The sequence below is a fragment of the Knoellia flava TL1 genome (assembly GCF_000768675.1).
Lineage (GTDB): Bacteria > Actinomycetota > Actinomycetes > Actinomycetales > Dermatophilaceae > Knoellia > Knoellia flava.
The window spans coordinates 57,539-81,538 of the sequence record NZ_AVPI01000008.1 but is presented as its reverse complement, the minus strand read 5'-3'; the positions used below and the strand labels follow the sequence as shown (position 1 = coordinate 81,538).

Genomic DNA, 24,000 nt, shown 5'->3' with positions numbered 1-24,000 from the left:
ACCACCACTCGACTTCTTGCGAATTGGGGACGTATGCCGGTCGGTTCCGGCCCGCGGACCGTCCCCAATTCGCAAGAAGTCGCCATGAGGGCACCACCTGGGGAGGAACCTCGCATGACCGACATCGCCGACGTGGCCGCCCGCCGGCTCGACCTCGCGGGGACGCGGGCCTTCGAGCAGGTCGGCTCGGGCACCGAGCGCCGTCGCCGCCTGGCCGAGTTCAACGAGCAGTGGCTGGGCGAGCTCTGGGACGAGGCAGTGCGGGGCCAGCGGGTCGAGGGGGTCGCGCTCGCAGCCGTCGGCAGCGTCGGGCGTGGCGACGCAGGCCCGCTCTCGGACTACGACCTCGTCCTCCTCCACTACGGCCGCACCCTGTCGGCCGACGAGGTCACGCGCCTCGCCGACCGGATCTGGTACCCCATCTGGGACGCCGGGGTCCGGCTGGACCACAGCGTCCGCACCGTCAACCAGTGCCGCACCGTCGCCGCCGACGACCTCACCGCCGCCGTCGGCCTGCTCGACATCGTGCCCGTCGCCGGTGACCCCGAGGTCGTGGCAGCGGCCCGGGCCACGGTGAGTCACGACTGGCGCGCCCACGCCCGCAAGCGGCTGCCGCAGCTCACTGAGGCGATCGCGGTGCGCCACCACCGCCACGGCGACCTCGCCCAGTCGATCGAGCCCGAGCTCAAGGAAGCCCACGGCGGCCTGCGCGACATGACGATCCTCAGCGCCCTCGCCGAGGCTTGGCTTGCTGACCGTCCGCGCGGTGAGGTCGACACGGCATACGGGCTGTTGCTCGACGTGCGCGACGCGGTCCACGTCGTCACCGGTCGCGGGCGCGACCGGCTCGGTCGCGAGGACCACGACGCCGTCGCGGCCCTCCTGGGCTACGGCGACCCCGACGACCTGCTCGCCGACGTCTCCGACGCCGGGCGGGCCATCGCCTACGCCCTCGACGGCACCGTGCGTCGAGCCGGGCAGTCGCAACGGGCCCGGGTGCTCCGCGTCGGTCCCCGCCGACCGCAGATGGCGCCGCTCGGCTACGGCCTCTTCGAGAGCGACGGGGAGGTCGTGCTCGGCGCCGGTCGCACGCCGGAGTCCGACCCCCACCTGCCGCTGCGTGCCGCGGTCGTCGCCGCCCGAGCCAACCTGCCGATCTCGCCGACGACCCTCGAGAACCTCGCCACGCGCTGCGCGGACCTGCCGACGCCGTGGACCCCCCTGGCCCGTGGCCTCTTCAGCGACCTCCTCGCCGCCGGCCCCGGCCTCGTCACCGTCTGGGAGGGGCTGGACCAGCAGGGCATCATCGAGCGCTGGCTGCCTGAGTGGGCAGCGGTGCGGTCGCGCCCGCAGCGCAACGCCGTCCACCGCCACACCGTCGACCGGCACCTCATCGAGACGGTCGTCCACGCCACCGGTCTCGTCCGCGGGGTGGGGCGCGCCGACCTGCTCCTGCTCGCGGCGCTGCTGCACGACATCGGCAAGGTGCCGGGGGCCCACGACCACTCCGCCGCGGGTGCGCCGATCGCCGAGGCCGTCATGCGCCGGCTCGGGCACCCCGAGGCCGATGTCGAGGTGGTCACGGCACTCGTCCGCGAGCACCTCACGCTCATCGAGCTCGCCACCCGCCGGGACCACTCGGACCCCCGCACCATCGACGCGGCCGTCGCCGCCGTCGGTGGCGACCGGGCGCGCTTCGACCTCCTCCTCGCCCTCACCGAGGCGGACGCCGTGGCCGCCGGCCCGAAGGCGTGGACCGACTGGCGCGCGGCCCTGCTCGCGCAGCTGGCCACCGAGGTGCGGGACCGCCTCGACCACTCGGGTGCCGCTGCCGGCCCGGCCACTGTGGCGCCGCCTGCGGACATCGGCCAGGGCGTCGTGCCGGAGCACCTCGTGCGGGCGCTCGCGACGGGGGAGCCGCACGTCGAGGTCGTCTCGCACGGTGGCTCCTACCGGATCGACATCGCCGACCGCGACCGGCTGGGCCTCTTCGCCGACACCGCCGGCCTGCTCGCCGCCGAGGGTCTCGTCGTCCGGACCGCGATCCTGCGCACCGTCGACGGGGTCGCCGTCAACGAGTGGCACGTCGAGTCACCGAGCGGCAACGAGCCCGAGCACGACCGCCTGCACCGAGGCCTCGCCCGGCTCGCGACCGGTGACCGGGGACCGCTCGGCCTGCTCGACCGCCGTCGCCAGTTCGCCGCACGGCCCGCCCGCGAGTCGACCATCGGCACGCCGGGCCAGCCACGGGCGCTCGTCGTGCCCGGCGCGAGCGACGACGCCACGGTGCTCGAGGTCCGCGCCGAGGACCGCCCCGGCCTCCTGCACGAGCTCGGCATGGCCCTGGCCAAGACCGGTGTCTCCGTGCGCTCCGCGCACATCGCGACGTATGCCGGCCAGACCCTCGACACCTTCTATGTCACCGACTTCTCGGGACGTCCCCTCAACCCGGCCAAGGTGGCACAGGTCGTGGCCGTCGTCATCGACACGTGCGACGGGAGCACCTGAGGACCGCCGAACTGCCCGCCGTGACTCGACCGCGACCGGACCGCGACCGGAGCGCGGTGCACTGGCTGCTCCACACACAGAGAGGGGATGTCATGGGACATCAGGAGCAGGGGGTGCCCTCGACGGCACCTGTCGTGGTGGGCGTCGTCCCGCCGGTGGCACAGCGGGCGGACGGCATCAAGGCCGCCGTGAGCAAGGCCGGTCCGGTCACGGGTCTCGCCGGCCGTCTCGGCAAGGGCGACGGTGAGCCGCCCAAGGACCCGCCGAAGACCGGCGAACCGCCCAAGGACCCGCCCAAGGGTGAGGACCCGCCCAAGGAGCCGGAGAAGAAGGACCCGCCGAAGGACCCCAAGCTCGGGCGGATCGGCCGGCTCGACCGGATGGGCCGGGTGCTCGCCGACAAGGACGTCGCGACGCCGCCCAAGCCCCCCAAGGGCCTGGCCGACGGCTCGCTCGTGCAGGACCGGGTCGGCCGTCTCTGAGTCTGCATCCGGCCGGGCCGCTCCTGCGGTCCGGCCGGACCAGTTCGAGGCGTGCCCTCACGTCCGGGGCGGTGGACCCGTCGTCCGAGTGCCGGCGGCACGGGGTGCGTCGGGCGGCGGTTAACCTTGTGCGGTGTTCACGAGCCTCTCCGACCGCCTGACGTCGACCTTCAAGAACCTCCGCAGCAAGGGGCGTCTGTCCGAGTCCGACGTCAACAAGACCGTCCGTGACATCCGGATGGCCCTGCTCGACGCCGACGTCGCGCTGCCGGTCGTCAAGGAGTTCACCTCGTCGGTGCGTGACCGCGCGCTCGGCGCCGAGGTCTCCGAGGCGCTCAACCCCGCCCAGCAGGTCGTCAAGATCGTCAACGAGGAGCTCGTCGACATCCTCGGCGGGCAGACCCGCACGATCCGCTTCGCCAAGAGCGGCCCGACGGTCATCATGCTCGCCGGCCTCCAGGGCGCGGGCAAGACGACCCTCGCCGGCAAGCTCGCATACTGGCTCAAGGAGCAGGGCCACACGCCCATGCTCGTCGCGGTCGACCTCCAGCGCCCCAACGCCGTCACCCAGCTGCAGGTCGTCGGCGAGCGCGCCGGCGTCCCGGTCTACGCCCCCGAGCAGGGCAACGTCGGCGGCCACGACGCCGTCGGACCCACGGGGGAGGGCACCCGCAGCTTCGGTGACCCGGTCGCGGTGTCTCGGGACGGCATACGCGAGGCGGTCTCCAAGCAGCACGACGTCGTCATCGTCGACACCGCCGGCCGCCTCGCGGTCGACGCGGACCTCATGCAGCAGGCCGGCGACATCCGCGCGGCGATCAACCCCGACGAGGTCCTCTTCGTCATCGACGCCATGATCGGCCAGGCAGCCGTCGAGACCGCCGAGGCCTTCCTCGAGGGCGTCGACTTCACCGGTGTCGTGCTCTCCAAGCTCGACGGCGACGCCCGCGGTGGTGCCGCGCTCTCCGTCGCCGGGGTCACCGGCCGCCCGATCATGTTCGCGAGCACCGGCGAGGGGGTGAAGGACTTCGAGGTCTTCCACCCCGACCGCATGGCCTCGCGCATCCTCGACATGGGTGACGTCCTCACCCTCATCGAGCAGGCAGAGAAGGCGTTCGACCGCGCGCAGGCCGCCGAGATGGAGCGCAAGTTCCTCGCAGCCGAGGACTTCACCTTCGACGACTTCCTCCAGCAGATGTCGGCCATCAAGAAGATGGGCTCGCTCAAGTCGATGCTCAAGATGATGCCGGGCATGGGCCAGATGTCGGCCCAGCTCGACAACCTCGACGAGCGCGAGTTCGACCGGGTCGAGGCGATGGTCCGCTCGATGACGCCCTTCGAGCGCAACCACCCCAAGCAGATCAACGGCTCGCGTCGCGCCCGCATCGCCGGCGGCTCGGGCGTCACGGTCTCCGAGGTCAACCAGCTGCTCGAGCGCTTCGGCGAGGCGCAGAAGATGATGAAGCAGCTCGCCCGCGGCGGCGGCCTCCCCGGCATGCCGGGCATGCCCGGCATGGGCGGCGGCAAGAAGGCCCGCCAGCAGCAACAGCAGGTGCGCGGCAAGAAGTCGAAGTCGGGCAACCCCGCCAAGCGGGCGGCGGAGGCCCAGGCGGCGGCCCAGCGGGCCTCGTCGAAGCCGGCGGGCTCGTCGTTCGGCGGCGGGGCCGGTGCCCCGGGCGGGTTCGACCCGGCCGCGATGGACCCGGCGCAGCTCCCCAAGGGCTTCGAGAAGTTCCTGGGCAAGTGACCTCGGCGGCCGGCGTCGTGGGGCCGCTGCACACGCTGTCGGTCGGGACCGCCGGGCCGCGCGTCGCGTTCCTCCACGGGCTCTTCGGGCAGGGGCGCAACTGGTCGACGATCGCCAAGGCGCTCGCGGGCCCGTCGGGCGAGGGAGCTCGTTGCACACTCGTGGACCTGCCGGACCACGGTCGCTCGCCGTGGACCGAGACCTTCTCCTTCGAGTCGTATGCCGCGTCCGTCGCGGCCACGCTGCGGGCGGTCGACGAGGGGCCGTGGGTCGTGGTCGGGCACTCGCTCGGTGGCAAGGTCGCGATGACGCTGGCGCTCACCGACCCCACCCTCGTGGACAGACTCGTCGTCGTCGACATCGCGCCCAAGGACTACGTCAACCTCGACCGGTTCACCGGCTACATGGACGAGATGCGGCGGCTGCCGCTCGGGGAGCTGCGCGACCGGGCCGATGCCGAGGCGCGGTTCGAGGAGCCCGACCCGGGGGTCAAGGCGTTCCTCCTGCAGAACCTCCGGCGCGAGGGCACGTCGTGGCGCTGGCAGGCCAACCTCGAGCTCTTCGTCGCCGACGCGGCCCGTGGTCACCACTCGGTCATTGCCGACTTCCCCTTCGAGCCGGGCATGGTCGAGCCGTATGCCGGCCCCGTCCTGTGGATCGCCGGCTCGGAGTCCCGCTACATCAAGGACGAGGACGGCGAGCGGATGCGCGCGTTCTTTCCGCGCACGCGCCAGCTCACCGTCAAGGGTGCGTCGCACTGGGTCCACTCTGACGCGCCGGCGGTCGTCATCGAGGCGCTGCGTCGCGTCCTCGCCGCCCCCGCCTGACCCCGCTCACTGGCTCCGCCCCAGCTTTTGCTCCTGGGGAGGGAACCTTGAGCATCCGGAGGGACATGTTCCCTCCGGACCCTCAACCTTCCCTCATGGGGAGCAAAAGCTGGGGTGTTGGAGCGGGTCGCTAGGGTCGGGTGGCATGACGGCATCGGTGCTGCACCTGGTCGGGGAAATCCTGCTCGGACCCGAGGACGTGCGCCCTGAGGCGTGGGTCGTCGGGGGCCGGATGACCTATGAGCGCCCCACCGGCGCCGGCCACGACGTCGAGACGCTGCGCGGCTGGTTCGTGCCCGGGCTCGTCGACGCGCACTGCCACGTCGGCCTCGACCGCCACGGCGCCGTCGACGAAGCGACCGCCGAGCAACAGGCGACGACCGACCGCGACAACGGCACCCTCCTCATCCGTGACGCAGGCTCACCGGCCGACACCCGCTGGATCGACGAGCGCGACGACCTGCCCAAGGTCATCCGAGCCGGCCGCCACATCGCCCGGACCAAGCGCTACATCCGCAACTACGCGTGGGAGGTCGAGCCCGAGCAGCTCGTCGAGCGGGTCCGCATCGAGGCGCGCGCCGGCGACGGCTGGGTCAAGCTCGTCGGTGACTGGATCGACCGCGAGACCGGCGACCTCATGCCGTGCTGGCCGGCCGACGTCCTCAAGGAGGCCGTCGCCGCGGCCCATGAGGAGGGGGCCCGCACGACCGCGCACTGCTTCGGCCCGGACTCGCTGCGCGACTTCGCTGCCGCGGGCACCGACTGCATCGAGCACGCCACCGGGCTCGAGGCCGACACGATCGACTCCTTCGCGTCCCAGGGCATCGCCATCGTCCCGACGCTCGTCAACATCGCCACCTTCCCGGCCATCGCCGAGCCCGCCCGCGAGAAGTTCCCCGAGTACCACCGGCGCATGCTCGACCTGCACGCCCGGCGCTACGAGACGTTCGGCGCGGCGCGGGAGGCCGGCATACCGATCTATCTCGGGACCGACGCGGGAGGCTCGATCGCCCACGGTCTCGCAGCGGAGGAGGCGGTCGAGCTGACCCGCATCGGCTTCAGCAACATCGAGGTGCTCACGGCAGCGACGTGGGGAGCGCGCGAGTGGCTCGGCCGACCGGGTCTCGAGGAGGGCGCCGACGCCGACCTGCTCCTGCTCGACCGCGACCCCCGGCAGGACATCACCGCGCTGGGCGAACCCAGCGCGGTGGTCCTGCACGGTGTGACCTGGTGACGCGGGCGGTCGCGGCCCAGAGGCTCACACCGGGTCGGGCGTGAGCGACTCCTCGTCGCGCTCGGCCACCGGTGAGAGCGCGGCGTCGCTGCGGTGCTCCGAGACCGACCACGCGATCGCCCCGGCCCACGCGGCCGCGATGGCGACGTAGACGATGCCCTTGGTCGTGTCACCTGCGTTGACCCACGACGACCCGAGCAGGGTGCGGACGTTGGTGAGGATGATGAGGCCGCCGACGGCGGAGCCGAGGACCCGCGGGGGCAGGTGGCGCACGATCCAGGCCGCGATCGGGGCGGCGACGAGTCCGCCCAGCAGGAGCGCGACGACCCACGCGAAGTCGATGCCCTGCGAGCCCAGGGCGAGGAGGAAGCCGATGCTCGCCGCCACCGAGACGAGGAACTCGCTCGTGTCGATCGAGCCGATCGTCTTGCGGGGCTCGATGCGGCCGGAGGCGAGGAGGGCCGGCGTGCCCACGGGACCCCAGCCGCCCCCACCTGTGGCGTCGACGAAGCCCGCGAAGAGCCCGAGAGGGCCGAGGAAGCGCGCCCGCAACGGCTGCCCGAGGCGGTCGGTGCGCAGCCCGCGGACGGTGAACCGCACGAGGATGTAGACGCCGAGCGTCACGAGGATGAGCGACATCACCGGCTTGGCGGTCGCGGTGTCGAGTGAGGAGAGCGCGGTCGCACCGAGGAAGGCTCCGACGGCTCCCGGCACGCCGATCCGCACGACGACACCCCAGTCGACGTTGCCGAAGCGCCAGTGCGACGCGCCGGACGCGAGCGTCGTGCCGATCTCGGCGAGGTGGACGGTGGCCGACGCGGCCGCGGGGTTGGTGCCGATGAGGAGCAGGAGGCTCGTCGTCGTCACCCCGTAGGCCATGCCGAGGCTGCCGTCGACGAGCTGGGCGAGCAGCCCGACGATGGCGAGCAGGGTGAGCTTGCGCATGAGGTCTCCTGGACGAGATGAACTTGACGGCGTATGCCGTGTGTCGTCACTCTTGTGCAACCTCACGTTATGGGGCAACAAACGTTTTGTTATGTCTCGCATCGTGGATGCGAAGGAACGCCGGCGTGAGACGGCCGGGCGGCCCGTAGCTCCCGTCGATTCGGACCTCCCGGGCGAGGTGGGACAGAATGCTCGCCGTGGAGCGCAGCGGACCCGTCGAGGAGCACCCGACGGACAACGACCCCGAGAACTTCGGCCCCGGTGTCGACCCCGAGGACATGGCGACCGTCTTGCGCGTGCTCTCCCAGCTGCCCGAGCTCGAGGCGGGGCACCCCGACGTCCAGACCGTCAAGCGCGCGACCGGCCGGATGTACAAGCAGGTCCGCAAGGCCCGCCGCCGCGAGGCGAAGCAGCCGCAGATCGACCACGACGAGGCGATCCTCGCGCGCACCGCCACCGGGTCGCCCATGCGGATCGACGACGAGACCAAGGGCATCCTCCTCGAGGTCCCGCCGGTCGGCACGACCGCCGGCGAGCTGCTCAAGCCGCGCGGCTGCTACATCTGCAAGGCCGACTACACGACCGTCGACGCCTTCTACCACTGGCTCTGCCCGACCTGCGCGGCCAAGAGCCACCTCAAGCGCGAGCAGCGGGCCGACCTCACCGGCAAGCGCGCCCTGCTCACCGGTGGCCGCGCCAAGATCGGCATGTACATCGCGCTCATGCTGCTGCGCGACGGCGCCCACCTCACGATCACGACGCGGTTCCCGCACGACGCCGCCCGCCGCTTCGCCGCGCAGGAGGACTCGGCCGACTGGATCGACCGGCTCAAGGTCGTCGGCATCGACCTGCGCGACCCCACGCAGGTCGTCGCCCTCGCCGACGAGGTCGCCGCGGCGGGCCCGCTCGACATCCTCATCAACAACGCCGCGCAGACCGTGCGTCGCAGCCCCGGCGCCTACTCGCACCTCGTCGACGGAGAGCAGGTGCCGCTCGAGCAGCACGTCCGCTACCCCGAGCTCGTCACGTTCGACCGGATCAGCGAGGCGCACCCGGCCAACCTCCTCGGCACCCTGCGCGACACCAAGGTCGCGCACCACGAGGGGGAGTCCGAGGAGGACGCGGCCCGCGCCCTCGCCCAGCGCACCGCAGCCTCGATGACGGAGATGGCGCTCACCGCCGGGCACGCCAGCCTCGACGCGCACCTGGCCGGGACCGCGGTCGACGCGGGCGGCCTGCTGCCCGACACCCAGCGCAACAACAGCTGGACCCAGGTCGTCGACGAGGTCGACCCGCTCGAGCTGCTCGAGGTCCAGCTCTGCAACTCGACCGCGCCGTTCATCCTCATCTCCCGCCTGCGTCCGTCGCTGCGCGCTGCAGTGGCCGCGGGGGCGCGGCGCGCCTACGTCGTCAACGTGTCGGCGATGGAGGGCCAGTTCTCGCGCCGCTACAAGGGCCCCGGCCACCCGCACACCAACATGGCCAAGGCCGCGCTCAACATGCTCACCCGCACGAGCTCGGGCGAGATGTTCAAGACCGACCGCATCCTCATGACCGCCGTCGACACCGGCTGGATCACCGACGAGCGGCCGCACCACGAGAAGCTCCGCATCGCGGCCGAGGGCTGGCACGCCCCGCTCGACCTCGTCGACGGCGCCGCCCGCGTCTACGACCCGATCGTGCGGGGCGAGGCCGGCGAGGACGTCTACGGCTGCTTCGTCAAGGACTACGAGCCGAGCCCCTGGTAGGCGAGCGGACGGCATACGGACAACCCCGTCGTATGCCGTCCGCCCGCCGCTCGCCGGCCGGTCCCCGTCCGCTCGTGGTCCGGACCACCCTCCCGGGTCTGGCAGAATGGTCGGCTGTACACCTTTCGGCCGGCAGACCGGCCGGATGCCTACCCCGGGCATCGGTACCCCGCGTGATTCCTGACCGCGGTCTCGCCGTGCCCACAACAACTGGAACGGAGACCACACACGTGGCCGTCAAGATTCGTCTCAAGCGGATGGGCAAGATCCGCACCGCCATCTACCGCGTCGTCGTCATGGACTCGCGCACCAAGCGCGATGGCCGCGCGATCGAGGAGATCGGCAAGTACGACCCCAACCAGGAGCCGTCGCTCATCGAGATCGACATGGACCGCGCCAACTACTGGCGTGGCCAGGGTGCGCAGCCGACCGAGGCCGTCGCCGCCCTCCTGAAGATCATGGACGAGGGCACCCTCAAGGTCGCCGAGCCCAAGGCCAACAAGAAGGACCTCTACGAGGCCGCCCTCGCCGCCGCGGGCAAGTCCGAGGGTGCTGACACCTCCGGCGCGACCACGGCCAAGAAGAAGGCCGCCAAGAAGGCCGACGCCGAGGCCCCCGCGGTCGAGGAGAAGGTCGAGGAGCCCACGGCGGACGAGGTCGCCCCGGCGGCCGACACCGACTCGGGCGCTGCTGCCGCCGAGAGTGCTGAGGAGCCCGCCGAGGGTCCCGACACCGAGGCCACCGAGGACAAGGCAGGGGCCTGACGATGCTCGAGGAGGCGCTGGAGCACCTCGTCACGGGGATCGTCGACCACAAGGACGACGTCGCCGTGAAGCGCAAGGAGCTCCGTCGCGGCGAGATCATCGAGGTCCGGGTCCACCCGGACGACCTTGGTCGCGTCATCGGCCGCTCCGGCCGCACGGCGAGCGCCCTGCGCACCGTGATGACCGCCCTCGCGAGTGGCCGCCCCGTCCGGATCGACATCGTCGACACCGACCGGGTGCGCTGAGCCACCACGCACGTCACTCGAACGCGCCGCGTCCCCACGAGGGGGCGCGGCGCGTTCGCGTGCCCGCCGTCCTGAGAGGATTCGACCCATGGCCAGCACCGACTCCCTGCTCGTCGCCCGCGTCGGCAAGCCCCACGGCCTGCGCGGCGAGGTCACCGTGCAGACCCACACCGACGACCCGGAGGGGCGCTACGTCCCCGGGACGGTCTTCGCGACCGAGGCGGCGGCCGGCACCGGGGTGCCCCGAGCCCTCACCCTCGCCAGCGCACGCAAGCACCGCGAGACCTGGCTGCTCGGGTTCGAGGAGATCCCCGACCGCACCGGCGCCGAGTCGCTGCGCGGGACCCGTCTCCTGCTCGACCCCGAGGAGCTCGACGAGGACACGGACGACGACGAGGGCTGGTACGAGCACGACCTCGTCGGCCTCGCCGTCGTCGACCCGTCCGGCGCCGCGCTCGGCGAGGTGACCGGGCTCGTCGTCGGCGCCGCGCAGGACCTGCTCGAGGTCCGTCTGACCTGCGGCCGCGAGGCGCTCGTGCCCTTCGTCGAGGCCATCGTCACCTCGGTCGACGTCGAGGGTGGCCACGTCGTCGTCGACGCCCCCGCGGGCCTCTTCGACCTCGACGAGGCCTGAGGGCGCCATGGCACAGCAGCGACTCGACGTCGTCACGATCTTCCCCGAGTACCTCGCGCCGCTCGACCTCTCGCTCATCGGCAAGGCCCGGCGCGACGGCCTGCTCGACCTGCACGTCCACGACCTGCGCGACTTCACCCACGACCGTCACCGAACGGTCGACGACTCGCCCTACGGCGGCGGCGCCGGCATGGTGATGAAGCCGGGTCCGTGGGCCGAGGCGCTCGAGCACGTCGTCGCGCAGGGGAGCGCGGGCGAGGCGGGCGGGGCTGCCACGACAGGCGCGGGGGAGCCGGCGCGCGTGCCGACGCTCATCATCCCGGGACCGGGCGGCGAGCGCTTCACTCAGCAGGTGGCGCGCGAGCTCGCCGACGAGCCCTGGCTCGCCTTCGCCTGCGGACGCTACGAGGGGATCGACGAGCGCGTCTACGAGTGGGCCGGCGAGCGGATGCCGGTGCGGGTCCTCTCGCTCGGCGACTACGTCCTCAACGGGGGAGAAGTCGCCGTCCTCGCCATGGTGGAGGCGGTCGCGCGGCTCCTGCCCGGCGTCATCGGCAACGCCGAGTCGCTCGTCGAGGAGTCGCACGAGGACGGGCTGCTCGAGTACCCCGTCTACACCAAGCCCGCCGAGTGGGGCGGCCGCCACGTGCCCGACGTCCTCCTGGGCGGCAACCACCGGGCCATCGCCGAGTGGCGCCACGAGCAGCGCGTCCAGCGCACCGCCGAGCGGCGCCCCGACCTGCTGCCCCCGGCCGCGGCCTCGACCGCACTCGTCGACCTCGAGGAGCGGGTGGCGACCCCTGCCGACGCCCCGGACCTCCAGGTCCTCACCCGGGCCTGCTGGGCGCCGGAGTTCGCCCGCTACGGCATGTTCGGCGCGGGCGAGGAGGACCTCGAGACCGTACGGGCCGGCATACAGGAATGGGACACGCGGGTGTGGCGGCGCGACGGCCAGCTGCTCGCGTCGTTCCGGGTGCGGCCGCACCCCACGCAGGAGGCGACGTGGCAGATCGGGCGGCTCATGGTCGCGCCCTACCTCCAGGGGCGCGGCCTCGGACGTGAGCTGCTCGCGTATGCCGAGTCGCTGGCTCCCGAGGACGTCGGCACCTTCTGGCTCAACACCGGCGCAAAGAGCACCGAGAACCTGCGGATGTACAAGAAGGCGGGCTACCGCGTGCGGCCGGGCGAGGGTGAGTTCCCCGGCACCGTCGACCTCACGAAGCGTCGCAGCCCGGCCTGAGCGGGGGCCCGATGAGGGCAGGGGTGCACGAGGGCGCTCAGTGGGATGCCGGCACGCGGGGACGGGGTCCGAACGGGCTGATCCGGACCGGGCCGTCCGGGGGCCGTCCCGGCCCCCCGCACGGCGTGCCCCGTATACCCCACAAAGCGCGGTTGACCTCCTCTTTCACCAAAGAGGTCCGGGCCATGCACGCGATAACTAGCCTCCGGAACGAGGGCCGCACCCGGGCCCTCGGAGTCCTGAAGAGAGGCCATCACCCCATGCACGTCCCTGTCCCTGCCTCGCGCGCCTCCGCCCGACGCGCCGCCCTCCTGCTCGTCGCCCCCGCGACCTTCGCAGGCATGCTCCTCGTCGCCGGTCCCGCCCGGGCGGCCACGACCACCCCGACCGCCGGGAAGGGCATCTGCAACGGCGTCGTCAACCAGCTCGCGCACCGGGGGAGCGTGCAGGAGAACCTGCTTCGCGCCGCAGCCCGCAGGAACGCCGACGCGATCGCCGCCCTCACCGCGCAGCGCGACGCGCTCAGGGCCCAGGCGGGTGCGCTCCTCGCGGACATTACGGCGATCGATGGCCAGATCGCGGCCCTCGACGCCGAGGGTGCGCGCCTCACGTCCGAGCTCGAGACCGCCCAGGCCTCGCTCGTCGCCCTCGAGTCGCAGCGAGCAGCGGCGGCCGACGCCGTCGCGGCCGCGACGAAGTCGCTCGCCGACGTCATGGAGGACCGTGACGCGACCCAGCAGCAGGTCGACGAGCTCCAGGCGCAGCGCACTTCGGCAGAGGCCGCCCAGGCCGAGCTCGAGACCGCGAGGTCGCAAGCGGCAGCGGAGCTGAGCGACACCCAGGACGCGCTCGACGCCGCGAAGGCGCAGCTCGCCTCCCTCGAGGCCGAGGCGACCAGAGCCGCCGAGGCGCTGGCCGCCAAGCACGCCGAGATCGCCGCGGCGAGGGCGCAGCTCGCCGACCTCGAGACAGCCGCCGGTGCGGCCGCCGACGAGGTGGACCGCGCTGCGCAGGCCGTGGCCGATGCCGAGGCCGAGCTCGCCCGGCTCGAGGCCGTGGGCGAGGCCGCGCAGGTCGAGCTCGACGCCCAGAAGGCCCGCGTCGCCGACGCGCGATCGAAACTCGACGGGCTCCGGGACGACGCGGCTGCGGCCGAGGCCGCTGTGACGGCGAAGCAGGGCGAAATCTCTACGGCGCAGAGCCAGCTCGCCTCGCTCGAGGACGCAGCCGGGACCGCCGCGAAGGCCCTTGCGGCGAAGCAGGCCGAGGTCGCCACCGCCCAGGCCGCGCTCGTCACGCTCCAAGGGCAGGTCGAGCAGACCCGTGCGGCGATCACGGCGAACGAGAAGTCGCTCGCAACGCTGGCGGGCCAGATCACCTCGCTCCAAGGGTCGATCGCCACGGTCACGTCCCAGGTGACCGCGAAGCAGTCGGCGCTGGCGACCGCACAGAGTGAGCTCACCGCCCTCGTCCAGTCGAAGGCGACCCTCGCCTCCGAGATCGCCGCCCTGCAGGCCCGGATCGACACCGAGTTCCCGCCGACATCCAACTCCAAGGAAAAGCGCGATCTGGTGGCCCTGCGCGACGTCAAGCAGGCCCAGCTCGCCACGCTCGACACCCAGATCGCTGACAAGAACACGGTCATCAGCGGCCTGCAGGGTGACCTCGCGACGCTCCAGACACAGGTCAACACCCTCAACGGTCAGCTCCAGGCCAAGCAGGCCGAGAGCAGCGCCCTCCAGACCGAGGGGTCACGCCTGCAGGAACAGCTCGCGAACCAGCAGGCCGCTGTCACCCAGAAGCAGTCCGAGATCGCGACACTCAAGGCCCAGCTGCCCGCGCTGACCACCGCCGTCGGCGACGCCGATGCCGCCGTCACCGCCAAGAACGGCGAGCTCGCCGCGCTCCGGGCCCAGCTTCCGGCACTCGAAGCCGCCGCGTCCTCCGCCGCAGCCGCCGTGAGCGCGCAGGAGCAGGTCGTGGCCGACCTCGAGGCCGCCCTGCCCGGTCTCAGCGAGGGTGTGGAGCAGGCCCAGAGCGACGTCGAGGCGCAGCGCGACGTGCTCGCCGGACGCCGCGCCGAGCTCGCCGGTGCCGAGGAGGCCCTCATCACGGCTCGGGCCGCCGTCGACGCGAAGCGGGGCGAGATCTCCTCCCTCGAGGGCGAGGTCCCAGGGCTCGAGGCCGCGGTCCGTGCGGCGGAGGCGGCCGTGGCGGTGAAGCAGGACGAGGTCTCGGGGCTGAACGGCGAGGTCGACGCGCTCGTCGCCCGGCTCGCCACGCTCAACGCCCAGATCACGGCCAAGGAGGCCGAGGTGCTCGCCCTCCAGGCACGGGTCGCGCCACTGCTCGACCAGCTCAACCGGCTCAACGAGGAGGTCAGTGCCACCGAGGCCCAGCTCAAGGCACTCCAGGGGCAGCTGACCACCCTCGACACGAAGATCACCGACGCCCAGACGCTCCTGCGCTCGCTCGAGTCGCAGAAGAAGGCCAACAAGGACGCGGTCGCCGCCCAGAAGGCCGTCGTCGTCGGTCTCCAGGGCCAGCTCGCCGAGGTCCAGAAGCAGGTTGCCGCCCTCGACGCGACGATCGCCCTCGGCGGCTGCGTCGTGTGACCTGCCCGCCCTTCGGGCACCAGAGCACGGGAGGTCCCGGACCCACGAGGGCTCGGGACCTCCCGTGCTGGGGAGCGACCGACCGCTAGCGTTCGGCGTGTGACCACCCAGCCGCTCAACCCACCCGACCTGCGCCGGGCCCACGAGTCCCAGACGCGCCAGTTCCGGGTCGGCCGGATCGCCGCCGTCGCTGTCCTCGCCGGGGTCGGTGTCCTCACGGGTCTCGTCGTGTGGGCCGGAGTCGGTGGACTGTCCGGACTCGTCGCCGGACTGCTCGTGCTGCTCGGGTTCCTCCTGCTCCTCGGTGTGCCCATGGCGATCTCGTCGGCCAAGGAGCAGAAGCACGACGGCCCCGCGGGCCGGGGCCCCTCCGCCTTCGGGCAGGTCACCACGACCGCACCACCCGCTCAGGTCTGGGAGTCGGTGTATGCCGCCTTGGCCGCCGAGGGGTTCGGCCCACCACGCCCGACGGACCCGCAGACGGTCGTCTCGTCGCGCTCGCTCTCGATGGCGAGCTGGGGCGAGAGCGTCACGGTGAGGCTGCAGGCGCACGACGGCCGGGGACTCGTCACGGCGTGGTCGCGGCCGGCATACCCGCTGCAGTGGCTCGACTACGGACGCAACCGCCGCTACGCCAACGCCGTCCTGCGGGCCATCCCCGGAGCCACGCCCGTCAGCTGAGTCCGGCGATCCGCGGACTCGCGGGTCCTGCCCGCCCTACAGTGCAGGCATGGCGACCCCCGCGGCTCCGGTGCGTCCTCCCGTGGGCCTCGCCGACCTCGACGCCGCGCAGCGTGACTGGCAGCGCAGTGCTCGCCAAGGTCTCTGGGTCGACCACGGCTGGCTGGTGGCGATGACGTTCCTGTTCGCGTCCCAGACGTGGATGGGTCTGTGGTCGCCCAGGTCGGCAGGACTCATCGTCCTCGTTGTCGTCGCCTTCCGTGGGGCCATGACCGCATTGGGCCGCCTTCGCGACCATCGCGCAGGTGAGCCTGCCGCACCGGGTCCGTCGAGCCTGACGACCGTTAGGTCCATGGCCACCGGCCCCGAGCTGTGGTCCGTCGTGACGCACGCCCTCACCGACTCGGGCTTCTCCAGCCGGTGGCTCGTGGACCGGCAGACGCTCAACTCCACGCGGTCCGGTGGCTGGGGTGGCCAACGGCTCGTCACCGTCCGCCTCATCGCTGCCGAGGGCGGTGGTGCCTGGGTCACGGTGTGGTCGCGGCCTGCGGCGAGCTGGTGGCAGCGGACGACACCCGACTTCGGCCGGTCGCGTCGCGACGCCAACGCGGTGCTCCGCGCCGTCTGCGGGGCGACGCCCGTCGCTGAGCGTGGCCAGTCGGGGGTGGTGTGACGAGTCGGGCCATCACCTCTCCCCGACTCGTCACGGACCTCCCGACAGGTGAGGCGCGTCAGGGGCGGAGGCGGGCGCGCAGGTCGTCCGGCAGCAGCCGTGCCCCCGCGATGAGCCGCCCGGCCACGACCGCCGTCGTCGTCTGCGCGGCCATGATCCCGAGGAGCACGAGCACCTGCGCGGCCGCGGCCTGGGCCGGTGAGCCGCCGCCGAGGAGCACGCCGATGAAGGCGCCCGGGAGCGTGACGACCCCGGCCGTGCGCACCTGGTCGAGGCCGGGGATGAGCGCCTCGGGCAGGCGCCGGTGGACGACCTCGTCGATGGCCTGCGCGCGGGTGAGGCCCAGGGAGAGGGCGGCGTCGTACTGCCCGGTCTCCTCCCGCAGCGCCGCGAAGGCGCGCCGCCCGACCAGGGTGTGCCCGTTCATCGTGTTGCCGAGGATGATGCCGACGACGGGGATGAGCGCGATGCCCTCGAGCGGCACGGTGCGGGTGAGCAGGACGATGGCGACGACCGGCAGCAGCCCGGTGAGCATCGCGACCGTCGACCACGGCCAGGCGGCCGTCGCCTCCACCCTCCGGGTCGTCGTGACGACCGCGACTGCGAACATGAGGCACAGCAGCAGCACCGACAGCCCGAGGTTGCGCGCCACCGCCGTGATGACGAGCGCCGCGACGCCCAGCTGGACCACGGCCCGCCCGGCCGCGAGCAGCGTGGAGGCCGGGTTCGGGAGCCGCCCCACGGCATACATCGTCAGGGTGAGGGAGAGGAGCGCGACGCACGCCAGCGCGACGGGCCAGCCGGGATCGATGCTCACGCCGTCACCGTATGCCGGGCGGTCGCCGTGCCGCTGTCGGCGCGCCTTGGCAACCTTGGCGCCTGACGACGTCCGGGTTGTAGAGGATGATGGAGACGAGCCACCCGAGAGGAGTCGTCGATGAGCGAACGCATCGTCAAGGTCACCCGTGACCAGATCGAGTCCGCCAAGCTCCTCATCCGGCTGCGTGGCGGTGAGGACAAGGTCGACCCCGACATCGTGCTCATCGCGAACGCCCGGCGGCGGCCACGGTCCACACCTCCGGAGCCGGTCACCCCCTAGCCACCGTCGCGCGGCCCGATTTCTCGGTATGCCGGGTGCTCTGGCAAACTTGCTCCTTGCGTCCGTCGACACAACGCCCCCGCCACAGGGGGAGTGCGCGGCACCCGGCCTTCCCGGTCAGCCGCGCATGAGGCCACGACGCGCGCACCACCTCCAGACAGAGCACGACATCACCGTGGGTGACCTGTGGCACCGCACAAGAAAGCGAAGCAGTCATGCAGCGTTTCGACGAGATCGACAAGGCCTCCCTCCGCGACGACATCCCGGAGTTCCGCGCCGGTGACACCGTCAACGTCCACGTCAAGGTCATCGAGGGCACGCGCTCGCGCGTCCAGGTCTTCAAGGGCATCGTGATCCGTCGCCACGGTGGCGGCCTCGGCGAGACCTTCACCGTCCGCAAGGTCTCCTTCGGCGTCGGTGTCGAGCGCACCTTCCCGCTCCACACGCCGGTCATCGACCACATCGAGGTCGTCACCCGCGGTGACGTCCGTCGCGCGAAGCTCTACTACCTGCGCGACCTGCGCGGCAAGGCCGCCAAGATCAAGGAGAAGCGCGAGACGACCCCGGCTTCCTGACGCCGACCAGGTCGACGCGCCCTGCGTCTTTCGAGGTCGGGCGACTAGCATCGCCTCGATGACGTCCCCGGCCACCCACGACACCGACCCGGCCCCCGCCCCCACGGCGGCGGCCGGGTCGCGTCGTGCTCAGCGGGTTCCGGTGCTCCTCGGCGCGGGAGTCCTCGCCGTGCTGCTCGTGCGCGCCTTCCTCGCCCAGCCGTATGCCGTGGCGAGCGACGCGATGCACCCGACCGTCGTCGAGGGGGACCGGGTGCTTGTCGGCAAGGTCGGGGGAGCGGACGTGGGTGACCTCGTCGTCGCCGACGTCACGTCCGCGTGGCCCGGTCCGGACCGCTCGACACACACCGACGACGGCGCCATCGGTCGCGTGCTCTCCTCGGCGTCGGCCGCCGTCGGCATCGACCTTGGCGAGAAGTCCGTCCTCGCGCGGGTCGTCGCCGGCCCCGGTGACGAGGTCGAGTGCTGCGACGCAGGACGGGTGAGCGTCGACGGCACGGCCGTCGGTCCCCGGCTCTCCGCCAACGCCGCGCCGTTCCGGCTCACCGTGCCACCGGGACGTCTCTTCCTCCTCGGCGACAACGCCGCGACGGCCATGGACTCGCGCACTCACGTCGGTGCCGGGTCCGAGACCACCGACGGGACGGTGGCGCAGGACGCGGTCATCGGTACCGTTCTCACACGCATCTGGCCGCTCGACCGGCTCGGCGCCCCGACCTCCCCCTCCACCACCCAGTCCCGAGAGCGCGGAAACCAGTGATGACGAGCCACGAGGCCCGGTTCGAACCGGGTCAGTACGACCCCGATGCGCCCCAGCGGACGCTCGACGACGGCGTGGGCACCGACGACGGTGCCCACGCCGGCGCGCCGGGTCCCGGTGGGCGAGGTCGTGGACGGGCCGCTGCCGGTGCCGCCGGCGCCGCGCTGCGCGAGTTCGTCGTCGTCGTCGCCATGGCGCTCGCGCTGTCCTTCGTCGTCAAGACGTGGCTGATCCAGGCGTTCTACATCCCCTCCGGGTCGATGGAGGACACCCTCATCCTCAACGACCGGGTCGTCGTCAACAAGCTCGTGCCGGACGTCGTCGACGTCCAGCGGGGCGACGTCGTCGTCTTCCAGGACCCGGGCGAGTGGCTGTCCTCGGTCCCCGAGGTGAGCCACGGACCGCTGCGCGACGGTGTGGAGAGGGTGCTGTCGTTCGTCGGCCTCCTGCCGGACACCTCCGACAACCACCTCATCAAGCGGGTCATCGGGCTTCCGGGCGACCACATCGTCTGCTGCGATGCCCAGGGCCGCCTCACGGTCAACGGCGTCCCGCTCACCGAGCCCTACGTCAAGCCGGGCGACGTCGCGAGCTCGATCACCTTCGACATCACCGTCCCAGCGGGCAAGATCTGGGTCATGGGCGACCACCGAAGCGACTCCGAGGACTCGCGCTTCCACGACCCCGACGGGACGGGCGCGCAGGGTTCGGTGCCGATCGCCGACATCACCGGCCGCGCCGTGGCCAAGGTCTGGCCCCTGGACCGCGCCGGGTGGTTGAGTCGTCCCGAGTCGACGTTCAGCGACGTCCCGGCCCCCGGTGCCTCGTCGGGCACGTCGCGGGGCGGGTCGTCCGGGACCGCGACACCGAGCACCTCGACGAGCCCCTGACCACGCCGCACCCGAAGGACCGCACCACCCGCCATGCCCGCACCTCCCCGCTCCAAGAAGCCGAACCTCCGGGTGGAGCGAGCCCTCCAGCGTGACGGCTACCGCCTCCTCGCCGGCATGGACGAGGTCGGTCGCGGGGCGCTCGCCGGTCCGGTGACCGTCGGCGTGGTCGTCATCGACGAGACCTGCCGCTCGGCCCCGCAGGGCGTGCGCGACTCCAAGCTCCTGCCTCCCCACGTCCGCGAGTCGATGGTGCCGCGGATCCGGCGCTGGTCGCTCTCGCACGCCGTCGGGCACGCGTCCCCGGCAGAGATCGACGAGATCGGCATCATCGCCGCGCTGCGGCTCGCCGGTCGTCGCGCGTTGGCCTCGCTCGACGTCGTCCCCGACCTCGTCATCCTCGACGGCAACCACGACTGGCTCACCGCGCCCGACGAGGTGGGGCTCCTCGCGTTCGCCGCCGATGAGGTCCACACCCCGCCGGTGACGACGATGATCAAGGCCGACCTCAAGTGCTCCTCCGTCGCCTCGGCCAGCGTCCTCGCCAAGGTGGCGAGGGACCGGATCATGGTCGACCTCGCACCGGAGCACCCGGCATACGCGTGGGAGCTCAACAAGGGCTACTCGGCACCGGAGCACCTCGACGCGCTGCGCGAGCACGGTCCCTGCGACCTGCACCGACGCTCGTGGCGACTGCCCGGGACGATGACCGATGATGGAGGGGCCTTCGCCGGACTCGAGGATGCCGAGGTCGCACCCGAGCTGGTGCCGGCGAGCGCCGGACCACCCACGGACCACCACGAAGATGGAGCTGTCAACGCATGAGCGCCGAGGACCTCGAGAAGTACGAGAGCGAGATGGAGCTCGCCCTCTACCGCGAGTACCGCGACGTCGTGGGGCTGTTCTCGCACGTCGTCGAGACCGAGCGCCGCTTCTACCTGTGCAACTCGGTGGACGTCAAGGTCCGCAGCGACGGCGGCGAGGTCTTCTTCGACGTGACGATGCAGGACGCGTGGGTGTGGGACATCTACCGTCCGGCGCGCTTCGCCAAGCAGGTGCGGGTCGTGACGTTCAAGGACGTCAACGTCGAGGAGCTGGCCAAGTCCGAGCTCCAGCTGCCCAAGGGCGACTTCTGACCCGCTGAGCACGCCGCGCCGTCCACAGGCGGCAACGGAGACTCCACTCGTCCACAGGTGGCCGGGTTCGCCGTGGCCCGGTGTCCGGGTCCCGGTCGATGCTCCTCGCCATGGATGCACACCTGGCCTTGGGCCGATACGGCGAGGAGCTCGCGGCTCGCTACCTGCGGGAACGAGGTCTGCGGGTCCTCGAGCGCAACTGGCGCTGCCCCGAGGGCGAGATCGACATCGTCGCCCTCGACGGCGACTGCCTCGTCGTCTGCGAGGTCAAGACCCGCGCCGGCACGGGTGTGGGTGACCCGGTCGAGGCGGTGACCCGGGAGAAGGCCATGCGGCTGAGGCGCCTCTCCGCCGCCTACCTGCGCACCCGGACCAGTCCGGTGGCCAGCGTGAGGGTCGACGTCATCGGCGTGCTCGCCCGGCGCGGACGGCCTCCGGTCGTCCGTCACGTCGAGGCGGTGGGCTCGTGAGCGCCAAGCTCGGCCGGACCCTCGCCGTCGCCCTCACCGGGCTCGAGGGCCGGCTCGTCGACGTCGAGGCGCACATCTCCGCGCAGCTCCCGCACTTCAGCGTCACCGGGCTGCCCGACAAGGCGTGCGGCCAAGCTCCCGACCGGGTGCGCTCGGCCGCGGCCACGACGGGGGTGCCCCTTCCGCCCCAGCGGATCACCGTCAACCTCTCGCCGGCCTCGATCCCCAAGCAGGGCACCGGGTTCGACGTCGCGATCGCCCTTGCCGTGCTCGGTGCGGCGGGCGTCGTCGACCCGCGCCGGATCACGGGCATCGTCCACCTCGGCGAGCTCGGACTCGACGGGTCGGTGCGCGGCGTGCGCGGCGTGCTGCCCTCGGTGCTCGCAGCCGCACGCGCCGGGGTGCGCCACGTCGTCGTCCCACCCGAGAACGTCGCCGAGGCGCAGCTCGTCGACGGGGTCACCGTGCACTCCGCACCCACCCTCGGGACCCTCGTCCACTGGTATGCCGTTCGCGCCGGTGTCGACCCGCTGCCGGTCGCGGACCGGGTCGTCGCCGTCGAGGCGGCGACGCGCTCGCGAGCCGTCGACCTCGGGGACGTCATCGGACAGGCCGAGGCACGCCTCGCCCTCGAGCTCGCTGCGGTGGGCGAGCACCATCTGCTGCTCAGCGGACCGCCCGGCGTCGGCAAGACGATGCTGGCCGAGAGGCTCGTGACGATCCTGCCGCCGCTCTCGCGCGAGCTGGCGCTCGAGACCCACGCGATCAGGTCGCTCACCGGCGACGTCGTCGCCACCACGGAGCTCGACCGCACCCCACCCTTCGTCGCGCCCCATCACAGCGCGTCGATGACGTCGATCACCGGAGGCGGCTCCGGCGTGGTCGTGCCCGGCGCGATCTCCCGCGCGCACGGCGGCGTGCTCTTCCTCGACGAGGCTGCGGAGTTCAAGACGTCCGTCCTCCAGCAGCTGCGCCAGCCGCTCGAGTCGGGCGAGGTGACGATCTCGCGGGCCAAGCAGATGGTCCGCTACCCCGCGCGGTTCCAGCTCGTGCTGGCCACGAACCCCTGTCCCTGCGGTCGGGCCTACGGCAAGGGCATCGACTGCGTGTGCTCGGCGATGGAGCAGCGCAGCTACGCCAACCGCCTCTCCGGTCCCCTCATGGACCGGATCGACATCCAGGCCAACGTCCCACCCGTGTCGCGTGCCGCCTTCGCCGACGAGCGGGGGGAGCCGAGCGAGGTCGTCCTCGCGCGAGTGCTCGCGGCACGCGCCGCGCAGCGCGAACGGTGGTCCTCCCGGGGCTGGCAGACCAACGCGAGGGTGCCCGGTCACGCGCTGCGGCGCAGCCCGCTGCGGCTCCCCGGGTCCGTCACCGCACCGATCGACCGGGCCTTGGACCGCGGCCTGCTCACGTTGCGCGGATACGACCGCACCCTTCGGCTCGCCTGGTCCTCGTCCGACCTCGCCGGGCGGCTCCGTCCGACGGTCGACGACGTCGGTCTGGCCCTCACCCTGCGCGGTGGCGTGGAGGCGGCGGCATGAGCAGCCCTGAGCCTTTCGGCATCCCGGGAGGGGGAGCGTTGTCGGACGAGCGGTGGGCACGCCTCGCCTGGAGCCACATCGTCGAGCCCGAGGACGAGAAGGTGGCGAGGTCGATCGCGACCCACGGAGCGGTCGACGCCCTCGAGCGCTTCGTGTCCGGACCCGAGGCGCGGGGTGACGCTCATGCGGCGCGGGTCGGGGCGATGGACATCGACCGGGCGCGGCACGTCCTCGACCGGCTGCGCGTCCGTGTCGTCGTGCCCGGTGACGAGGAGTGGCCCACGGGACTCGACCAGCTGGGTGTCCCTCCGGTGTGCCTCTATGCGCGCGGCGAGTGCGAGGTCTCCGTCGCCGAGGGGAGCGTGGCGATCGTGGGCTCACGGGCCGCCACGGCCTACGGCCTGTCCGTCGCCGCTGACCTGGGCGAGGGTCTCGCTCACCGCGGCGTCACCGTCGTCTCGGGGGCGGCCTTCGGGATCGACGCGGCGGCCCACCGAGGCGCGCTGGCCGGAGGCGGTCCCACGATCGCCGTCCTCGCGCGCGGGCTCGACCGTGCGTACCCCCAGGCGCACGAGGGGCTCCTGCGCGAGGTCTCGGCCCACGGTGTCGTCGTCAGCGAGCTGCCGCCGGGGTGGGCGCCGCACCGGCACCGGTTCCTCGCCCGCAACCGTCTCATCGCGGCGTTGACCGTCGGCACGGTCGTCGTCGAGGCGGGCCTGCGCTCCGGGTCGCTCAACACGGCGAAGGTCGCGCGCGAGCTCGTCCGCCATGTCGCGGCCGTCCCCGGTCCGGTGACCTCGGTCCAGTCCGCGGGGTGCCACCAGCTCGTGCGCGAGCGCGGCGCCACCCTGGTGACGGACGCCGCCGAGGTGCTCGACCTCATGGGCCGGCTCGGTCTCGACGCGGTCGGTGTGGCCCGGGCACCCGAGACGCCGGAGTCGGAGCTCGACCCGGTGGCGCTGGCGGTCTTCTCCGCAGTGCCCGTGCGAGCCGGCGCCGACCTCGCGCGGCTCCAGGCGCACACCGCCCTTGACGCGAGGACGCTGCTCGCCGCCCTTGGACGGCTCGGTCTGCTCGGACTCGTCTCCCGCGACGGCGACCGCTGGCGCAAAGTGCCCTCACCGCGGCGCGAGGCCGGTGGAGGAGGAGCCCGGTGACGCGCCGCGGCCAGGCTGCGCCCTCG

Annotated in this window: 24 protein-coding genes; 22 read left to right on the top strand and 2 right to left on the bottom strand. The window is 72.5% G+C overall.

Annotated features, from left to right (window positions below; all coding sequences use genetic code 11):
- The first annotated feature begins 114 nt into the window (after nucleotides 1-114).
- From N798_RS04375 to N798_RS04355, 5 genes are all read left to right on the top strand, one after another.
- On the top strand, nucleotides 115-2,508 hold the full coding sequence (locus N798_RS04375) for a [protein-PII] uridylyltransferase (protein WP_035946535.1): 2,394 nt from the start codon (nucleotides 115-117) through the stop codon (nucleotides 2,506-2,508).
- A 92-nt stretch (nucleotides 2,509-2,600) separates the two neighbouring features.
- On the top strand, nucleotides 2,601-2,990 hold the full coding sequence (locus tag N798_RS04370) for a hypothetical protein (protein WP_156971615.1): 390 nt from the start codon (nucleotides 2,601-2,603) through the stop codon (nucleotides 2,988-2,990).
- A gap of 133 nt (nucleotides 2,991-3,123) precedes the next feature.
- Nucleotides 3,124-4,737, top strand: coding sequence for a signal recognition particle protein (gene ffh / locus N798_RS04365; RefSeq protein ID WP_035946532.1), 1,614 nt, complete (start codon nucleotides 3,124-3,126; stop codon nucleotides 4,735-4,737).
- Nucleotides 4,734-5,564 (top strand): alpha/beta fold hydrolase, encoded by an 831-nt coding sequence (locus N798_RS04360; protein ID WP_035946530.1) that lies wholly within the window; start codon nucleotides 4,734-4,736, stop codon nucleotides 5,562-5,564. Before ffh ends, N798_RS04360 begins: the two co-directional genes overlap by 4 nt.
- Before the next feature lie 145 nt (nucleotides 5,565-5,709).
- On the top strand, nucleotides 5,710-6,798 hold the full coding sequence (locus N798_RS04355; RefSeq protein WP_035946529.1) for an amidohydrolase family protein: 1,089 nt from the start codon (nucleotides 5,710-5,712) through the stop codon (nucleotides 6,796-6,798).
- A 24-nt stretch (nucleotides 6,799-6,822) separates the two neighbouring features.
- Here N798_RS04355 and N798_RS04350 read toward each other — a convergent pair whose 3' ends face one another.
- Nucleotides 6,823-7,743, bottom strand: coding sequence for a sulfite exporter TauE/SafE family protein (locus tag N798_RS04350; protein ID WP_035946528.1), 921 nt, complete (start codon nucleotides 7,741-7,743; stop codon nucleotides 6,823-6,825).
- Between the two features lie 278 nt (nucleotides 7,744-8,021).
- Here N798_RS04350 and N798_RS04345 point away from each other — a divergent pair, with 278 nt between their 5' ends.
- The 8 genes from N798_RS04345 (at nucleotide 8,022) to N798_RS04310 (ending at nucleotide 16,343) form a co-directional block, all read left to right on the top strand.
- A complete protein-coding gene (locus tag N798_RS04345; protein WP_052116907.1) occupies nucleotides 8,022-9,491 on the top strand; it encodes an SDR family NAD(P)-dependent oxidoreductase in 1,470 nt (489 codons plus the stop codon).
- Between the two features lie 230 nt (nucleotides 9,492-9,721).
- Nucleotides 9,722-10,255: a 30S ribosomal protein S16 gene (gene rpsP, locus N798_RS04340; protein WP_035946527.1), complete on the top strand. Its 534-nt coding sequence runs from the start codon at nucleotides 9,722-9,724 to the stop codon at nucleotides 10,253-10,255.
- A 2-nt stretch (nucleotides 10,256-10,257) separates the two neighbouring features.
- Nucleotides 10,258-10,500 carry an RNA-binding protein gene (locus N798_RS04335; protein WP_035946526.1) on the top strand — a complete coding sequence of 81 codons (243 nt, stop codon included), beginning with the start codon at nucleotides 10,258-10,260 and terminating at the stop codon, nucleotides 10,498-10,500.
- An 88-nt stretch (nucleotides 10,501-10,588) separates the two neighbouring features.
- Nucleotides 10,589-11,134, top strand: coding sequence for a ribosome maturation factor RimM (gene rimM, locus N798_RS04330; protein WP_035946524.1), 546 nt, complete (start codon nucleotides 10,589-10,591; stop codon nucleotides 11,132-11,134).
- 7 nt (nucleotides 11,135-11,141) lie between these two features.
- On the top strand, nucleotides 11,142-12,374 hold the full coding sequence (gene trmD / locus N798_RS04325) for a tRNA (guanosine(37)-N1)-methyltransferase TrmD (RefSeq protein ID WP_035946523.1): 1,233 nt from the start codon (nucleotides 11,142-11,144) through the stop codon (nucleotides 12,372-12,374).
- Nucleotides 12,375-12,634: 260 nt separating this feature from the next.
- On the top strand, nucleotides 12,635-14,989 hold the full coding sequence (locus N798_RS04320; protein WP_035946521.1) for a coiled-coil domain-containing protein: 2,355 nt from the start codon (nucleotides 12,635-12,637) through the stop codon (nucleotides 14,987-14,989).
- Between the two features lie 99 nt (nucleotides 14,990-15,088).
- A complete protein-coding gene (locus N798_RS04315) occupies nucleotides 15,089-15,670 on the top strand; it encodes a hypothetical protein (RefSeq protein WP_035946520.1) in 582 nt (193 codons plus the stop codon).
- A 49-nt stretch (nucleotides 15,671-15,719) separates the two neighbouring features.
- On the top strand, nucleotides 15,720-16,343 hold the full coding sequence (locus tag N798_RS04310; protein ID WP_156971614.1) for a hypothetical protein: 624 nt from the start codon (nucleotides 15,720-15,722) through the stop codon (nucleotides 16,341-16,343).
- A 58-nt stretch (nucleotides 16,344-16,401) separates the two neighbouring features.
- On the opposite strand, the gene N798_RS04305 is transcribed toward N798_RS04310, so the two are convergent.
- Nucleotides 16,402-17,160: an ABC transporter permease gene (locus N798_RS04305; protein ID WP_035946518.1), complete on the bottom strand. Its 759-nt coding sequence runs from the start codon at nucleotides 17,158-17,160 to the stop codon at nucleotides 16,402-16,404.
- Nucleotides 17,161-17,280: 120 nt separating this feature from the next.
- Here N798_RS04305 and N798_RS18025 point away from each other — a divergent pair, with 120 nt between their 5' ends.
- The 9 genes from N798_RS18025 to dprA all read left to right on the top strand — a co-directional run bounded on the left by N798_RS18025 (nucleotide 17,281) and on the right by dprA (nucleotide 23,974).
- On the top strand, nucleotides 17,281-17,442 hold the full coding sequence (locus N798_RS18025) for a hypothetical protein (protein WP_156971613.1): 162 nt from the start codon (nucleotides 17,281-17,283) through the stop codon (nucleotides 17,440-17,442).
- A 215-nt stretch (nucleotides 17,443-17,657) separates the two neighbouring features.
- The gene (gene rplS / locus N798_RS04300; RefSeq protein WP_035946517.1) at nucleotides 17,658-18,017 is read left to right on the top strand and encodes a 50S ribosomal protein L19; all 360 of its coding nucleotides are present in this window, start codon (nucleotides 17,658-17,660) and stop codon (nucleotides 18,015-18,017) included.
- A gap of 58 nt (nucleotides 18,018-18,075) precedes the next feature.
- Nucleotides 18,076-18,777: a signal peptidase I gene (gene lepB, locus N798_RS04295; RefSeq protein ID WP_052116901.1), complete on the top strand. Its 702-nt coding sequence runs from the start codon at nucleotides 18,076-18,078 to the stop codon at nucleotides 18,775-18,777.
- The gene (lepB, locus tag N798_RS04290; protein WP_052116900.1) at nucleotides 18,777-19,667 is read left to right on the top strand and encodes a signal peptidase I; all 891 of its coding nucleotides are present in this window, start codon (nucleotides 18,777-18,779) and stop codon (nucleotides 19,665-19,667) included. Before lepB (N798_RS04295) ends, lepB (N798_RS04290) begins: the two co-directional genes overlap by 1 nt.
- Before the next feature lie 33 nt (nucleotides 19,668-19,700).
- Nucleotides 19,701-20,492: a ribonuclease HII gene (locus N798_RS04285; protein ID WP_052116899.1), complete on the top strand. Its 792-nt coding sequence runs from the start codon at nucleotides 19,701-19,703 to the stop codon at nucleotides 20,490-20,492.
- Nucleotides 20,489-20,803, top strand: a complete 315-nt coding sequence (locus N798_RS04280) for a DUF2469 domain-containing protein (protein WP_035906130.1) — start codon at nucleotides 20,489-20,491, stop codon at nucleotides 20,801-20,803. Before N798_RS04285 ends, N798_RS04280 begins: the two co-directional genes overlap by 4 nt.
- Nucleotides 20,804-20,913: 110 nt before the next feature.
- Entirely contained in the window at nucleotides 20,914-21,273 is a 360-nt protein-coding gene (locus N798_RS04275) for a YraN family protein (RefSeq protein WP_035946567.1), read from the top strand.
- Nucleotides 21,270-22,817 (top strand): YifB family Mg chelatase-like AAA ATPase, encoded by a 1,548-nt coding sequence (locus tag N798_RS04270; RefSeq protein WP_035946515.1) that lies wholly within the window; start codon nucleotides 21,270-21,272, stop codon nucleotides 22,815-22,817. Before N798_RS04275 ends, N798_RS04270 begins: the two co-directional genes overlap by 4 nt.
- A complete protein-coding gene (dprA, locus tag N798_RS04265; protein ID WP_052116898.1) occupies nucleotides 22,814-23,974 on the top strand; it encodes a DNA-processing protein DprA in 1,161 nt (386 codons plus the stop codon). The genes N798_RS04270 and dprA overlap by 4 nt, the downstream gene beginning before the upstream one ends.
- Nucleotides 23,975-24,000 lie beyond the last annotated feature (26 nt).